The 14,119-nt window shown below is 62.2% G+C and carries 14 protein-coding genes; 6 read left to right on the top strand and 8 right to left on the bottom strand.

The genetic code is table 11. The features are described 5' to 3' along the window. Nucleotides 1–6 precede the first annotated feature (6 nt). Together ATY76_RS31210 and ATY76_RS31205 are read right to left on the bottom strand one after the other, a co-directional pair. The gene (locus tag ATY76_RS31210) at nt 7–981 is read right to left on the bottom strand and encodes an L-threonylcarbamoyladenylate synthase (protein WP_088678496.1); all 975 of its coding nucleotides are present in this window, start codon (nt 979–981) and stop codon (nt 7–9) included. Between the two features lie 68 nt (nt 982–1,049). Then, the gene (locus ATY76_RS31205) at nt 1,050–1,658 is read right to left on the bottom strand and encodes a DUF6656 family protein (RefSeq protein WP_088678495.1); all 609 of its coding nucleotides are present in this window, start codon (nt 1,656–1,658) and stop codon (nt 1,050–1,052) included. 406 nt (nt 1,659–2,064) lie between these two features. On the opposite strand from ATY76_RS31205, the gene ATY76_RS31200 reads away from it, so the two are divergent. Further along, nucleotides 2,065–3,309, top strand: coding sequence for an aromatic ring-hydroxylating dioxygenase subunit alpha (locus ATY76_RS31200; RefSeq protein ID WP_088678494.1), 1,245 nt, complete (start codon nt 2,065–2,067; stop codon nt 3,307–3,309). Between the two features lie 135 nt (nt 3,310–3,444). Continuing rightward, on the top strand, nt 3,445–3,915 hold the full coding sequence (locus ATY76_RS31195) for a BA14K family protein (RefSeq protein WP_088678493.1): 471 nt from the start codon (nt 3,445–3,447) through the stop codon (nt 3,913–3,915). A 108-nt stretch (nt 3,916–4,023) separates the two neighbouring features. Here ATY76_RS31195 and ATY76_RS31190 read toward each other — a convergent pair whose 3' ends face one another. Both ATY76_RS31190 and ATY76_RS31185 read right to left on the bottom strand, forming a co-directional pair. Further along, the gene (locus tag ATY76_RS31190) at nt 4,024–4,287 is read right to left on the bottom strand and encodes a DUF982 domain-containing protein (protein ID WP_088678492.1); all 264 of its coding nucleotides are present in this window, start codon (nt 4,285–4,287) and stop codon (nt 4,024–4,026) included. Between the two features lie 177 nt (nt 4,288–4,464). Further along, a complete protein-coding gene (locus tag ATY76_RS31185; protein ID WP_088678491.1) occupies nt 4,465–5,460 on the bottom strand; it encodes a transporter in 996 nt (331 codons plus the stop codon). 205 nt (nt 5,461–5,665) lie between these two features. Between ATY76_RS31185 and ATY76_RS31180 the strand changes: the two genes are divergently transcribed. Further along, entirely contained in the window at nt 5,666–7,444 is a 1,779-nt protein-coding gene (locus ATY76_RS31180) for an acyl-CoA dehydrogenase (RefSeq protein WP_088678490.1), read from the top strand. Nucleotides 7,445–7,454: 10 nt separating this feature from the next. Then, a complete protein-coding gene (locus tag ATY76_RS31175; RefSeq protein WP_088678489.1) occupies nt 7,455–8,207 on the top strand; it encodes a crotonase/enoyl-CoA hydratase family protein in 753 nt (250 codons plus the stop codon). Nucleotides 8,208–8,350: 143 nt separating this feature from the next. Here ATY76_RS31175 and ATY76_RS31170 read toward each other — a convergent pair whose 3' ends face one another. Together ATY76_RS31170 and ATY76_RS31165 are read right to left on the bottom strand one after the other, a co-directional pair. Continuing rightward, complete coding sequence (locus ATY76_RS31170; protein WP_088678488.1) at nt 8,351–9,355, bottom strand: MBL fold metallo-hydrolase; 1,005 nt, start codon at nt 9,353–9,355, stop codon at nt 8,351–8,353. 82 nt (nt 9,356–9,437) lie between these two features. Continuing rightward, nucleotides 9,438–10,256 (bottom strand): oxidoreductase, encoded by an 819-nt coding sequence (locus ATY76_RS31165; protein WP_088678487.1) that lies wholly within the window; start codon nt 10,254–10,256, stop codon nt 9,438–9,440. A gap of 84 nt (nt 10,257–10,340) precedes the next feature. Here ATY76_RS31165 and ATY76_RS31160 point away from each other — a divergent pair, with 84 nt between their 5' ends. Then, a complete protein-coding gene (locus ATY76_RS31160) occupies nt 10,341–10,790 on the top strand; it encodes a helix-turn-helix domain-containing protein (protein WP_088678486.1) in 450 nt (149 codons plus the stop codon). A gap of 59 nt (nt 10,791–10,849) precedes the next feature. Here ATY76_RS31160 and ATY76_RS31155 read toward each other — a convergent pair whose 3' ends face one another. Both ATY76_RS31155 and ATY76_RS31150 read right to left on the bottom strand, forming a co-directional pair. Further along, nucleotides 10,850–12,100 (bottom strand): class I SAM-dependent RNA methyltransferase, encoded by a 1,251-nt coding sequence (locus ATY76_RS31155; RefSeq protein WP_088678485.1) that lies wholly within the window; start codon nt 12,098–12,100, stop codon nt 10,850–10,852. After that, a complete protein-coding gene (locus ATY76_RS31150) occupies nt 12,097–12,882 on the bottom strand; it encodes a TlyA family RNA methyltransferase (RefSeq protein ID WP_245310199.1) in 786 nt (261 codons plus the stop codon). Before ATY76_RS31150 ends, ATY76_RS31155 begins: the two co-directional genes overlap by 4 nt. 92 nt (nt 12,883–12,974) lie before the next feature. Between ATY76_RS31150 and ATY76_RS31145 the strand changes: the two genes are divergently transcribed. Then, nucleotides 12,975–13,970: a DUF4424 domain-containing protein gene (locus tag ATY76_RS31145; RefSeq protein ID WP_088678484.1), complete on the top strand. Its 996-nt coding sequence runs from the start codon at nt 12,975–12,977 to the stop codon at nt 13,968–13,970. The last annotated feature ends 149 nt before the right edge of the window (nt 13,971–14,119 follow it).

The following is a 14,119-nucleotide window of genomic DNA, read 5'->3' as shown; positions in this document are numbered from 1 at the left end:
GGTCTGTCAGTCGCGCGGGGCGGCAGCCCTTTGCAGACGGTCGTTGATGGCCTCGCCCAGTCCCTCCTCGGGAATGGGCGAAAAGGCGATGCTCGACGCGCCGCTGGCATCGGCCCGCTTCATGTAGTCGAAAAGATTTGCCGCCGCCTCGGCAAGGTCGCCGCGCGGGCTGAGATCGAGGACGATCCGCGCGCCGTCGGCCCCGGAGACCGGAGCGCTACCGAAAGAAATCAGCGCTTCCCCGGGTTCCACCGCCGTCGCATTGAGGCGCACGGAAGCGCCCGGCGCATAATGCGAGGCGAGCATGCCCGGCGCCTCGATCGCGGCCGATGCCGTTTTCGAACGCAGCAGCGGCCGGCCTGCGACGCGTTCGATTTCGCGCGCCGCCAGCCCGCCGGGCCGGAGCAGCCTCAGTCGGTCGTCCTCGACTTTGACGATGGTCGATTCGACGCCGACCGCGCTTGGGCCTGCATCGAGGATCAGGGGGATCCTCGTCCCGAGATCTGCTTCGACATGGGCCGCACTCGTCGCGCTGATGGCGCCCGAGGTATTGGCGCTCGGTGCGGCGAGCGGGTGGCCCAAGGCTTCGATCAAGGAGCCCGCGAAACCCTTCGGCACACGAACGCCGACGCTGTCGAGCCCGGCAGTCGCAAGCGAGTGGATCGGGCTGTCAGGCTTCAGCGGCAGCACGAGCGTGAGCGGGCCGGGCCAGAAGGCGATGGCGAGCGCCCGTGAGACCGGGTCGAATTCGGCATGTTCTTCGGCCATTTCGAGGTCGGCCATATGGCAGATCAACGGGTTGAAGCGCGGCCGTCCCTTGGTCTCGTAGATGCGGGTGATTGCCGCCGGATTGGTGGCGTCGGCCGCAAGGCCGTAGACGGTCTCGGTCGGAATAGCGATGGCAAAGCCGTCGGCCAGAGCGGCGCAGGCCGCTTCCAGCGCTGCCTGCCTGTCTGTCCTGATGTCGATGATGCGTGCCATATGCTGCCTGTGTCCGGTTCCGGCAGTCATTAGGCTTTCCGTCGCCCGCGATCAATCGCCTTGTTCGCTCACAGCTGGCGGATGATTTCGCGCAGTTGCTCGTTGCGGGCACCGAGCAGCAGGATATTGCGGATCGCCGCCTGCGGATCGTGGGTGCGGAAGAGCAGCCCGTTGCCGCGCACCGAGCGGTCGATGGACATCTTTTCCGTGGAATCCTCGCCCGGCTTGATCGCCACGGCAAAATACATTCTGGAATAGCCGACATCGATGCGTTCGAAGAAGTTGTCGTTGTCGCCGATGTCGGAATAGAAATTGGCGATGTAGAAGGCCCAGCTGACGTCTTCGTAATGTGCGAACTTCGTTCGCGCGGCGGTGACGTGGCAATAGCCGAGATGAGGGCTGTCCTCCAGCGTCCGGTGGAAGATCATCCTCGGAAACTGGATGGAGCGGTGGAAGCCGTTGATATGCTGATGGGTCTTTTCGCCGGCCGCCTCCAGCTTGCGGCCGGTTTTCGCCGCCACTTCTTCATGGGTGAGGTAACGCTTTTCCTCGGCCAGCCAATGGCGCCGGTCGCGGGTGATACGGCCGGTGCGCAAGAATTCCGAATGCGCGGTGATCAGCTGCCGCTCCGGCGATTTGCTCGGTATTTTCGCGTCGAAATAACGGAGTTTGGCCATGGTTCGCGTTCTTCGGTCGATCTGTAATCCCCGGGAGGATAGGACCGTATGCTTAAGGCGGTGTTAAAGCGGCCGCCGGACGGGCCTTAACTGCTTGTCAATGTCGTAAATACGATGATTATCGATGCGGTTCGGCCAATCGCTCGCCAGGTGTGGTCTTTACGCCGTGTCGCAATTGACGATAGATGCTGGAAAGTCGGGTGAATTGAACGATCGGGGCGAGGCGTTTGCGCTGCCTTGCATCCTGTCGTCAATTTCGAAGCCGATGTCGCATTGTAACCACGCGGCGGCCATACCAGGTGATTAAATGACGCCGTAAACAATTCTCCCGAAGGAGAAGGAAGCGGGCGCGCTTCCGCCGGCCTTCTTTCTCGAAGGCGGTAGCCGGGTGCACGAGGACAAGAAGATGGATATTCGTAGCAACGTTTTACGTCAGCTCAAGAACCGCCGCGAGGGCTTCAGCCTCGAACAGCCGTTCTATATCGACGAGGATTATTTCCAGCTCGACATGGAGATGATCTACTATCGCGACTGGCTGTTCATCGGCCATGACTGCGAGCTGCCGAAGCCCGGAGCCTATTTCACCGTCCAGATCGGCAGCTACCCTGTGGTCATCGTCCGCGGCCGTGACAATGTCATCCGCGCCTTCCACAATAGCTGTCGCCATCGCGGCTCGCGCGTCTGCACCAAGGACCACGGTTCCTCCGTGCGTCTCGTCTGCCCCTATCATCAGTGGACCTACGATCTCGATGGCAAGCTCGCCTTCGCCCGTCACATGGGCGACGATTTCGACAAGACCGGCTTCAATCTGAAGCCCGTTCATTGCGAAAGCGTCGCGGGCTACATCTTCATCTGCCTCGCCGACTCCGCCCCGGATTTCAAGACGGTGCGCGACAAGGTCGAGCCCTATGTGGCCCCGCACCGGATCGGCGAGACCAAGGTCGCTTTCCAGAGCACGATCATCGAGAAGGGCAACTGGAAGCTCGTCTGGGAAAACAACCGCGAGTGCTATCATTGCGCCGCCAATCACCCCGAGCTCTGCCGCACCTATCCCGAAGCGCCGAGCGTGACCGGCACGGATGGCGGCGCCGACGATCCGGAGATCGCCGGCCATTGGGCGCGCTGCGAAGCTGCCGGCCTGCCGAGCAAGTTCCAGATTTCCCCGGACGGCCAGTTCCGCACCGCCCGCATGCCGCTGATCGAGGATGCCGAGAGCTACACCATGTCGGGCAAGCCCGCGGTCAAGCGCCGGATCTCCGACGATATCTCGATCAACCGTATCGGCACCATGCTGCTCTTCCACTATCCGACGACGTGGAACCACCTGCTCGGCGACCATGCCATCTCTTTCCGCGTGCTGCCGCTCAGCGCCAATGAGACCGCGGTCACGACCAAGTGGCTCGTCCACAAGGACGCGGTCGAGGGCGTGGACTACAATCTGGAAGAACTGACGCACGTCTGGACCGAGACCAACGATCAGGATCGCCGCATCGTCGAGGAGAATGCTTTCGGCATCCATTCGCCTGCCTATGAGCCCGGCCCCTATTCCGCCGTGCATGAGGGCGGCGTCATGCAGTTCCTCGAATGGTACTCGAACTTCATGGTGAACCGCCTCCAGGGCGATCAGGCGAAAATTTCCGCCGTTGCCTGAGCGCTCCCGGTTAATCCCCGGTTCAATTCGATTTCTTTAAAAAACGAAAGCAGCCGGTCCCGGCCGCTTTCGGAACCATTCGGGCGCGAAGGCGTTGCTGAGCAGGCGGTGTTCGCTGTCGAATGGGAGAGAGAAATGTTCAGTTTGAGTAACAAGATCGCAACCGCGGTTCTGGCCGTCGCCGTCGTTGTAACGAGCTTCGCGCCGTCGCAGGCAATGCAGATGCCGAGCGCACCGCAGGTGGAGAAATCCTCCGCGGTCGAGAGCATCCAGTACCGCCGTTATTATCGCGGCGATTATTACCGGCCTGGCTATCGCCCCGGCGCCTATTACCGGCCCGGCTATTACGGCGGCTATCGCGGATATTCCTACTATCGCCCGGGCTATCGTCGCTATAACGGATATTGGTATCCGCTCGCCGCCTTCGGCGCCGGCGCGGTCATTGGCGGAGCCATTGCCGCGCAGCCGCGTTATGTCGCGCCCGCCCCGCGCATGGGCTCGGCCCACGTCGCCTGGTGCGCCAACCGCTACCGCTCCTATCGGGCTTACGACAACACGTTCCAGCCATATAACGGTCCGCGCCAGCAGTGCTATTCGCCTTATTGAGGCTGGAATCGGAAATCTGCGTTCACTATTGCCACTCCCACTCGCTCTAACATGAGCGAGTGGACGGCATCAGAGTGCCCGTGAACCCATTGGTGTCGGCTGCGAAACTCAGTGAACGGCTGTTATCACCGAAATGCCGGCTTCGTCGGCGGCACGGATAAGCGCTGCTCGCGCGTCCTCTGCCGGAATTTCTCCATGAATTGCATCCCGGCAGGCCCTAATCGCAATAAGATATTCGTCTCCATCGTCGATCGGCCAGCCAACCGTCAGCATCTCGGCAGCCTGCACGAGGGTCGCAACAAGCTTGTATTTTTCCGGCCCACTCACCACGAGCATCAGAGGGGCAAACTCTTCGGATGTGCACCATTTCATGACATTAGGTCTCCCCACGGTAAATATATTAGTAACCGTGCAAAAACCATTCCTGGCGAGGTGCATGAACAACTCGATCACCCCGAACGTCGACCGCTGGGATCTGCCATCGTGGAAGCTAAACAGCAGCTGGACGGTAGGCGGATGAGGGGAGGCATCGCCTCCCAGCTCTCACATTCAAAGAATATTCACCCGCCGCAGCAGCCACCAGGCGAATGCGATCGAAGCGACGATGAGGATGACGGCATATTCGGTGCCGTAGTCGCCGATGGAAAACGGCAGGTTGGCCGTGTTCATGCCGAAAAACCCCGTGACGAGGGTGGGCGGCAGCAGGAACGCCGTCATGATCGACAGCAGATAGAGGTGGCGGTTGGTCTCGGAGGATTGCTTCGAGTCGATTTCTTCATGCAGCAGGCGCGCCCGATCCTGCAGGGCGTAAATATCGTGGTCGACCGTTTCCAGCCGGCTCGTCAATCGCCGCGCGACGTCATCGAAGCCGAAGGGCATCTCGTCATCATCGGCCGCCGCGGCCCGGCGCATCAGCGCCAGCACGGTGCGCAGATGCCGGTGCAGCCTGACCACGGTTCGCCGCACCGGCGCCAGCCGCCGTCGCTCGTCGCGGGGCGCATTGTCGTAGACGATGTCCTCGATCAGGTTCAGCTCTTCGGTGAGTTCGATGACGATCGCGATCAGCGTGCGCTGGAACTCGATCACCAGCAGTTCGAAGAGATCGACCGGAAGGGTAAATTTGCCCGGATTTTTTTCGATCAGCGCCCGCGCCCGCTCGACGCTGCGCAGCGGCTGCAGCCGGGTGGTGATGATGAAGCGGTCGGACATGGCGAAATGCAGCCAGCCGAGATTGTTGGTGTCCTGGGCGAAATCGCGCTGGCAATCGACGAGAGTGCCGTAGAGCATCTGCTCGTCGACGGTGATCGCCGCATGCGTGTCGCGCGTCGTCAGCGCCGATTTCGCGTCCTCCGTTAGCCCCTCCAGCGTATCGAGCAACGCCGGCACGCGGGCATCGGCAAGGTTGAGGTGAAGCCAGTAGAAACCGTCATCGGCAGTCAGTTCCGCCACCGTCGCACTGTTCGTCAGTCGCACTGCGGTCTTTTCGCTGGGCGAAAAGCGGTAGGCCCAGACGAAACCGGGTATGTTGACGGGCAATGTGTCCATTGTTCGCCGGTCCTTTGCGAAGGCGATTTCATTCTTATTTCTCCATGACGTCCATTTATGCAAGGGTGCAAGAGCCAAGCGCCATGCCGCGGAAATTATTGCATGGCGGTCCGGGAAATCGAAATTGACGTTTACGTAAAAATCAATTAGCCCTGGCGCTGGAGAGGTTTTGCCGCGCGCAGAACGGTCTGCGGAGGAGAAAAGCATGTACAAGGCGCCCGTCGAGGAAATCGCGTTCACATTGAAGCATGTAGCGGGCATGGGCGAGGCGATTTCAACAGGGCTTCTCGGTGATCTCGGCGAAGATCTTGTCGACGCGATCCTGGCTGAGGCGGGACGTTTTGCCACAGAGGAAGTGGCCCCTCTCGCCGAAATCGGCGACCGCCAGGGCGCTCGTCTGGTGAACGGCGAGGTCCGGCTGCCGGATGGCTGGCGCGATCTTTATCGCAACTGGATCGCCGGCGGCTGGAACGGCCTGACGGCACCGGAGGCATTCGGCGGACAGGCGCTGCCGCATATGTTGAATGTCGCGGCGCTCGAGATGTGGAATTCCGGTTCCATGGCCTTTGCCCTCGCTCCGACCCTGACGATGGGCGCCATCGAGGCCGTCAGCGCTCATGGCAGCGACGCGCTGAAGGAGAAATACCTGGAAAAGATGGTGTCCGGCGAATGGACCGGCACCATGAACCTGACGGAGCCGCATGCAGGCTCCGATCTCGGCGTCCTGAAGGCCCGCGCCGAGCGCCGCGCCGATGGCAGCTACCGCATCTTTGGCCAGAAGATCTTCATCACCTGGGGCGAGCATGACGCCGCCGAAAACATCATCCATTTGGTGCTTGCCCGCCTCCCGGATGCGCCGGCCGGCACACGCGGCATCTCGCTCTTCCTGGTGCCGAAATTCCTCGTGAACGACAACGGTACGCTCGGCGCCCGCAACGATCTGTTCTGCCACTCGCTGGAGCACAAGCTCGGCATCCACGGATCGCCGACCTGCACGATGATCTACGGTGACGGCAAGTTCGGCGACGAGAAGGGCGCGGTCGGCTGGCTGGTCGGCGAGGAGAACAAGGGCCTGGCCTGCATGTTCACGATGATGAACAACGCCCGCCTTGCCGTCGGCATGCAGGGGGTGGCGGTCTCGGAAGCCGCCACCCAGAAGGCTCTCGCCTATGCCAGGGAGCGTACGCAGGGCAGGGCGCCCGGGTGGGCCGGCGCCGGCATGAGCCCGATTGTCGAACACCCCGATGTCGCCCGCATGCTGCTCACCATGAAGGCGCTGACCCAAGGCGCGCGCGCCATCTCCTATGCCTGCGCCCATGCGATCGACATGTCGCACCGGGCAGGCGGCGATCGTCAGTATTGGCAGGAGCGCGCCGCCCTGTTAACGCCGATCGCCAAGTCATTCTCGACCGATGCCGGCGTCGATGTCGCCTCTCTCGGCATCCAGGTGCATGGCGGCATGGGCTTCATCGAGGAGACGGGCGCGGCCCGTTATCTCCGCGATGCCCGCATCGCCCCGATCTATGAAGGCACCAACGGCATTCAGGCGATCGACCTCGTCACCCGCAAGCTGCCGCTCTCCGGCGGCGATCATGTGAGAGGCTTCATCGCTGAGATCAGAAAGACCGCAGAAGATGTCCGCCGTTCCAATCTCGATGGTTTCGGAGAAACGGCGGCCAGGCTCGATGTTGCCGTCGCCGACCTCGACGAGGCCACCGCCTGGCTGTTGAAGGCGCTTGCCGATGGCCGGACCGCCGAGGCGCTCTCCGGCGCCACGCCCTATCAGCGCCTGTTCGGGCTCGCGCTCACCGGCCGCTATCTGGCCAAGGGGGCTCTCGCCGAGACTTCCGATGGCGCCGGCGAGGACCGCATCGCGCTTTGCCGCTTCGCTGCCGAAAACCTGCTCGCCGAGACGGCGGCCCTTCGCGACCGGGTCGTCAACGGCGCAGCAAGTCTCGCTGCCGCTCGTATCCTGCTTGCCTGAGGGAACCCCAATGACCGATCATATCATCGTCGAGCAGCCTTCCGCCTATCCTGGCGTCCAGATCATCCGCTTCAACCGGCCGGAAAAGAAGAACGCCTTCACGCGGGCGATGTACCGCACCATGGCCGATGCGCTGAATGCCGCCAATGCGGATGCAAATATCCGGGTGACCGTCTTCCTCGGCACCGAAGGCAGCTTTTCGGCCGGCAACGATATCGGCGATTTTCTTGCGGCCGCCATGGGCGGCAGTATGGGAGAGGAACTGATCGATTTCCTCTATGCGCTCGCCAGATCCGAAAAGCCGCTCGTTTCCGGGGTCGACGGCTTGGCGATCGGCATCGGCACGACCCTCAACCTTCACTGCGACCTGACGGTCGCCTCCGACCGCAGCCAGTTCCGCACGCCCTTCGTCGATCTGGCGCTGGTGCCGGAAGCGGCCTCCAGCCTGCTTGCACCTCGCGTCATGGGCCACCAGCGCGCCTTTGCGATGCTGGCCGCCGGCGAAGCCTTCAGCGCCGAGGAAGCGCGTGAGGCCGGCATCATCTGGAAGGTGACGGCGCCGCAAGAGGTGGAAAACGCCGCGCTTGCCGCGGCTGCAAAACTCGCCGCCAAGCCCCCGGAGGCCCTGAAGATTGCCCGCGATCTCATTTGCGGCTCCCGGGATGAGACCATCGCGCGGATCGATGTCGAGGCCCGCCATTTCGCCGCGCGCCTGAAAAGCGCCGAGGCCCGCGCCGCCTTCGAAGCCTTCATGCGCCGCTGAACGGTCGGCAGCCTTCCGCGGCATATTGGATGGTTTGGCTGGGTTTAGCCGCCACGGGCATCTGCTTGACCGTGATCTCGATCGTCTCCGAAAATTTCATGACAGGTAGTCGACACCACAATCCGGGGGTAAACGGATAGCAATCAGACCGCCGGCACATTGAATACCTCTCCGGCCCTGAGCGGCCGGAATCGGTCGGGGGAAATATCATGCTCGCGCATTGCGTCTTGCAACGCTCTTGTCGGCGCGTCGACCGCCTCATTCGTCAGTTGGAACGTGGCGAAGTGATGCCCGGCCACATAGGCCGCATTTAACAGCTTCATCCCGATCACCGCCTCATGCGGATTCTGGTGCTGTCCTTCCATGAACCATCGTGGCTCATATGCGCCGAAGGGCAAAATGGCCAGGCGAAAGCCGCCATGCTTCTGCTGTGCCGCTTTGTAATTGATGCCGCGGTGAAAGCCCGTATCGCCGACGTGATAGATCTTGCCGGCTGGCGTCGACAAAACGAACGACGCCCAAAGCGCCATCCGGCGATCGGCGGTGCCGCGGGCTGACCAATGGTGTGCAGGCTCCGCATCGATGCTTATACCGGCGTGCGAGATGCGCTCGCCCCAGTCCATCGATGTCGTCTGTATATCGGGCACGGCACGGCGCATGATCGTGTCGTTGCCGAGCGGCGTCACGACCCTCGGTCGATGCTTCGCGTGCAACCGTTTCAGCGTCGTAATATCGAGATGGTCATAATGATTGTGCGAGACCAGCACGAGATCGATGGGCGGCAAATCATCAAAGGCAATACCCGGTTCGACGACGCGTTTGGGTCCGGCAAAGGTGAAAGGGCTGACCCGCTCCGACCACACCGGGTCGGTGAGAATATTGAGACCGGCGACCTGCACCAGCATGGTTGCATGCCCAACCATCGTCACCCGCAGATCCTCGCCGCCGACACGTGGATCCGGTTTGACGGCCGCAAATGGACTGGGAACCGACCGAGGCCACCGCTCGCGGCCGCCGCCGAACTGCCACCCCAAGAGTTCGCGGAAACCAAGCGGCTCGATCTCTTCGGGATTGAAGAAAAAGGTGCCGTCGAAGTGATCGGACACCGGGCCGGCATAGTAGGGATTGCGTCTTCTGGTCTTGCGCATTCGGAAACGGTTTCCTTGGCCGAGGATAGGATGACTTTAAGCGTGTCGGCTTGAAATCTGAATCCCGTCCTCACTCAAACAGTCAGGCTGAGGCCGGAAACTCATTGACCTTTCGCAGTAGGCTGTCGACCAGCCGCTCCGGGAGGTAGCGGCGAAGCGAGCGGACCTGGCGCGACTGCTTGCCTGCGGAGTAGCGCAGTTTCGGCGTCTTTGCAGTTGCGGCTTTCACGACCATGTCGGCGACGATCTCAGGCGCATCGCCCGTCTCCACCCATTTGCGCATCAGCGCTTCGCTGCGGGCGCGTTCCGAAGCATAGACCGGAAGAGGTTGGTCTGCTCGTGTCAGGTTTTCCTCGAAGGATGTTCTGGTGACGCCGGGTTGGACGAGAACGACGCGAATGCCGAAGTTGCGCACTTCATGATCAAGCGATTCCGAATAGCCTTCGAGCGCATGTTTGGTTGAAGCATAGAAGGCGTTGTACGGAGCCGGAATGAGGCCGAGGATCGAGCTCATGTTGATGATCCGGCCGCTCTTCTGCTTCCGCATGACCGGCAATGCGGCATTGGCGACGCGCGCCACGCCGAAGACATTCACGTCGAAAAGCCGCTGGGCCTGGGCGATCGAGGATTCTTCGGCGCCGCCGATGAGGCCGATGCCGGCATTATTGACGACCAGGTCGAGCCGGCCGGTTTGTCGGACGATCTCCGCAACAGCGGCCTGCACCGAGGCGTCCTCGGCCACGTCACAGACCAGCATCGTTATCCCGGGCCTGTCGGCGGCCGGTTTGCGGCTGGTCCCGAACACGCGGTAGCCGGCCTTCACCAGAGATTCCGCCGTTGCAAGGCCGATGCCTGAGGACGCACCGGTGACCAGTGCAACCTTTCTGTTTCTGTCGGTCATATTGTCAGCTTTCAAGGTGTGGATCGTTGTCCAGCAATCTGTTACTATCTTTTCGATATCGTGTCACTATCGAAAAGATACTAAATGAAAAATAGTCCGATTCCCCAGTGCCCGGTCGCCCGCGGCCTTCAATCAGTCGGCGATGCGTGGAGCATTCTCGTCTTGCGGGACGCCCATACGGGCCTCACCCGCTTCGATCAGTTCAGGAAGAGCCTCGGCATCGTGCCGACGATGTTGACCAAGCGTCTCAAGGCGCTGACGGAGGACGGTCTGCTTGAGAGGCGACTCTATTCCGAACGGCCGCCCCGCGAAGAATATGTCCTCACGGAAGCCGGTCGCGATTTTCTGCCTGTGTTGATGATGATCGGGGCTTGGGCGCAGCGCCATTGCGATGGAGAACTCGCCCGCTATATCGATGTCGAATCGGGCCTGGAGATCGAGCCGGTCGCAATCGATGCCGTCACGGGTGCAAAGCTCGGAACGCGGCCAATGCGCATGAGTTTGCCCGGGGTCAGCGAGCCGGCCGATCGATAGGATGTTCTCGACGCTCCGGCATATCGCGATCCCGTCGATGCGAAGTGTCAGGCAGGCGCCTATTTCTCCAGCGTCGCCACCACTTCGACATGCGAGGTCCAGAGGAATTGGTCGATCGGCGTCACCTTGGTAATCCGGTAGCCGCCCTCGACGAGGATCTGAAGGTCGCGCGCCAGCGTCAGCGGGTTGCAGCTGACGGCCGCGATCTTCTTGACTGCCGAGCGGGCCAGCTCCTTGCACTGGAACTCTGCCCCGGCGCGCGGTGGGTCGAACACGACCATGTCGAAGGGCTTGAACTCCTGCGTCATCAGCGGGCGGCGGAAGAGATCGCGCTTCTCGACGGTGACGGGTTTCAGTCCCTGCGTGTTGCGTGCGGCGTGATCGAGCGCTGCGAGCGCCTTTGCCTCGGCCTCGACGGCATGCACGCGGCCGATCCGAGCCAGCCTCAGCGAAAACGTGCCGGCGCCGGCAAAGAGGTCGGCGATCCGCTTCGCCTTGCCGGCATGGGTAAGCACCAGCTCGGCCATCGCCTCTTCCGCCGGTTTCGTCGCCTGGGCGAAGCCGCCCGGCGGCGGTGAAACCTGGACGCCGCCGAAATCGATCAGCGGCTTCGAGGGTTCGACGAGGATTTCGCCATTGACGGTCACGCGGGCGATGCCGCGCAGGCCGAGCACCGTCTCGATCGCCTTTCGCCGCTGCTGGTCGGAGAGTTTCTTCACCTCGTCGGCCGCGACATCGAGGCCGGAGAGCGTTTCGAGCACGGCAATCCGGAAAGGTTCGGCGCTCGTCGCCAGCGATGCGGCAATCGCCTTGATCGCCGGCAGCCGGCCGATGATCCCTGCCGACGCGATCGGACATTCCTCGATCGCGACGATATGGTGGCTTTCGGCTTGGTTGAAACCGATCAGCATATCCTTCTCGGTCTTGCGCGCCGCAAAGACCACGCGCCGGCGTTCGCCCGGCCGGGCCGGAATGACCTCGCCGACCTCAGCCGTGAGTCCTTTGGACTTCAGCGCATCGATGACCAGCTGTCTCTTGAAGGCGCGGTAAGGGGCGTCGGCCAGATGCTGTAATGTGCAGCCGCCGCAGGTGCCGTTGAGGCCATCGGGACCGAAATGCCGGCAGGGCGGCTCCTGCCGGTCGGGTGAGGGCGTTGCAATCGACATGATCGTGCCGTGGCCTTTGACGCGGGCGATCGCCACCGTTTCCCCGGGCAGGGAGAAGGGCACATAGACAGGCCCAGTGGCGCTGCTGGCGACGCCGTCGCCTTGAGCGCCGAGCTTTTCGATCGTGACGGTTTCTGTGCTCACGGTTTCAATCCTGCCAGAAGGAATTCCTGATTGCCGTCGCCGCCGGAAATCGGGGAGGGGATGAGGCCGAGGCTTTTCCAGCCCATGTCCTCGATGAACCAGCGCTCCAATTCCGCAGCGACGGCGGGAGCGGACGAGGGAGCCTTCAGCAGGCCGCCCTTGCCGATCGCCTCGCGGCCGGCCTCGAACTGCGGCTTGACCAGCAGGACGGCGATTGCGCCGGGCTCGGCGATATCGAGCGCCGGCGCCAGTGCGAGTTTCAGCGAGATGAAGGAGACGTCGGAGACGATGAAGCTGGCGGGATGGCCGATATGTTCTGCCGTCAGGTTGCGAGCGTTGAGGCCCTCTTTGCTGGTCACCCGCGGATCGCCTGATATGCGAGGATGCATCTGCCCGTGGCCGACATCGATCGCGGTGACGTGCCGGGCACCCCGCTGCAGCAGCACCTCGGTGAAGCCGCCTGTGGAAGCCCCGATATCAAGACAGTGATGGCCGGCGGGATCGAGCCGGAAATGGTCGAGGGCGCCGGCAAGCTTCAGTGCGGCGCGCGAGACATAGTCCTGCGCCGGATCGTCGATCTCGATGGCAGCGTCGTCGCCGAAGAGCGCGCCGGCCTTCGTCACCACCTGGCCGCCGATCCGGACGGTTCCGCGCTGCACCGCGTCGCGAGCCCGCGAGCGGCTGGCAAAGAGACCGCGGGAGACGAGAAGCTGGTCGAGGCGCTGGGTATTTTGATCGGACATCGGCTGTGAATGACCGGCAAAGCCGTCGGTTGCAAGCATTTTGTTCCCGGGATCGTCATTGACCCTCAAAAGCTTTCGGCGATAATCCTGCCGCGGCAATCGCGGGGCGGCCGCAGGAACGGGGGTGTTTCATGACGAAGCTCTTCACTCTTCTTGTCGCGGCAGCGGCGATCGCATCGCCTGTTTCGGCGAATGACACGCTGGCCGAGGTCAAGACCGGCGGGCTGATCTTTGCCCAATCCGACGATGTCAGCATGGCGGAGGAGGATCTTTTCATCTCCGCTTCGGAAGTGCGTGTCGACTATGTCTTCGAGAATAGCTCGGACAAGGACGTCGAGAGCCTGGTCGCCTTTCCGATGCCCGATATCACCGGCCGCCTGGATGGTGATACCGCCATCTCCGACTATGACAGCGACAATTTTCTGCATTTTTCCACCGCGCAGGACGGCAGGCCGATCAAGGCCGACCTGCAGCAGCGGGTCGTCTCGCTCGGCATCGACGTGACCGACGAGTTCGCCAAGCTCGGCATTCCCGCCATGCCCCTCAGCCCGAAGACGGCTGACGCACTTGCCAAGCTTCCCGAAACCGTCCGGAAGGACTGGATCGCCCGCGGTCTCGTCTATCCCATGGCGGATGGCGCCGGTAAGGTCGATCTGGTGCCGCTCTGGACGCTGCGCTCGACCTACTGGTGGCGCACCGTGTTTCCGGCGAAGAAGAGAGTAAGCGTCCAGCACCGTTACAAACCGGCCGTCGGCGGCACCGTCGCCATCAGTTTTCTCGAAAACGGTGAGGCGAAAGGCGAGCGTTTCGAACAATATGCCCGCAAATACTGCCTGGACGGAGACTTCGTCAGGACCGCCCAGCAGCGCGCCAGCGAAGCCGAGGCGGGAGGCGCCAACTACACCGAAAGCTGGATTTCCTATGTGCTGTCGACCGGCTCCAACTGGGCCGGACCGATCCGGCGCTTCCAGCTGACGGTCGATAAGGGCAAGCCCGGCAACCTCATCAGTTTCTGCGGGAGCAGCGTTCAGAAGATCGGTCCGACGACTTTCCGGATGACATCAGAGGATTTCGATCCCGAGAAGGATTTCGATATCCTCATCCTCAATCCGCCCGAGGCGCAATAATTGCGGGCTTGCTGCCGATGCGGTCCGCAATTTAAGCAAATTTAAAGTCTGCGCACAGAGGTTTGGCTCGATTGCAGCGGTTCCTGCGAACCGCTTCGCGCCATGAAGGCGCAGGCGTCTCCCCGCCGATCATGTTCCAAATTCAGAAG

This window comes from Rhizobium sp. R339 (genome assembly GCF_002211395.1).
In the GTDB taxonomy this organism is placed as follows: Bacteria; Pseudomonadota; Alphaproteobacteria; order Rhizobiales; family Rhizobiaceae; genus Rhizobium.
This window is presented reverse-complemented; position numbering and strand designations above follow the sequence as displayed.

What these genes read in the sequence shown, in the direction of transcription:
- ATY76_RS31165 (WP_088678487.1), bottom strand. Translation starts at nt 10,256, where the DNA reads ATGACCGACAGAAACAGAAAGGTTGCACTGGTCACCGGTGCGTCCTCA.
- ATY76_RS31185 (WP_088678491.1), bottom strand. Translation starts at nt 5,460, where the DNA reads ATGGACACATTGCCCGTCAACATACCCGGTTTCGTCTGGGCCTACCGC.
- ATY76_RS31210 (WP_088678496.1), bottom strand. Translation starts at nt 981, where the DNA reads ATGGCACGCATCATCGACATCAGGACAGACAGGCAGGCAGCGCTGGAA.
- ATY76_RS31195 (WP_088678493.1), top strand. Translation starts at nt 3,445, where the DNA reads ATGTTCAGTTTGAGTAACAAGATCGCAACCGCGGTTCTGGCCGTCGCC.
- ATY76_RS31205 (WP_088678495.1), bottom strand. Translation starts at nt 1,658, where the DNA reads ATGGCCAAACTCCGTTATTTCGACGCGAAAATACCGAGCAAATCGCCG.
- ATY76_RS31145 (WP_088678484.1), top strand. Translation starts at nt 12,975, where the DNA reads ATGACGAAGCTCTTCACTCTTCTTGTCGCGGCAGCGGCGATCGCATCG.
- ATY76_RS31180 (WP_088678490.1), top strand. Translation starts at nt 5,666, where the DNA reads ATGTACAAGGCGCCCGTCGAGGAAATCGCGTTCACATTGAAGCATGTA.
- ATY76_RS31150 (WP_245310199.1), bottom strand. Translation starts at nt 12,882, where the DNA reads ATGCTTGCAACCGACGGCTTTGCCGGTCATTCACAGCCGATGTCCGAT.
- ATY76_RS31200 (WP_088678494.1), top strand. Translation starts at nt 2,065, where the DNA reads ATGGATATTCGTAGCAACGTTTTACGTCAGCTCAAGAACCGCCGCGAG.
- ATY76_RS31170 (WP_088678488.1), bottom strand. Translation starts at nt 9,355, where the DNA reads ATGCGCAAGACCAGAAGACGCAATCCCTACTATGCCGGCCCGGTGTCC.
- ATY76_RS31175 (WP_088678489.1), top strand. Translation starts at nt 7,455, where the DNA reads ATGACCGATCATATCATCGTCGAGCAGCCTTCCGCCTATCCTGGCGTC.
- ATY76_RS31190 (WP_088678492.1), bottom strand. Translation starts at nt 4,287, where the DNA reads ATGAAATGGTGCACATCCGAAGAGTTTGCCCCTCTGATGCTCGTGGTG.
- ATY76_RS31160 (WP_088678486.1), top strand. Translation starts at nt 10,341, where the DNA reads ATGAAAAATAGTCCGATTCCCCAGTGCCCGGTCGCCCGCGGCCTTCAA.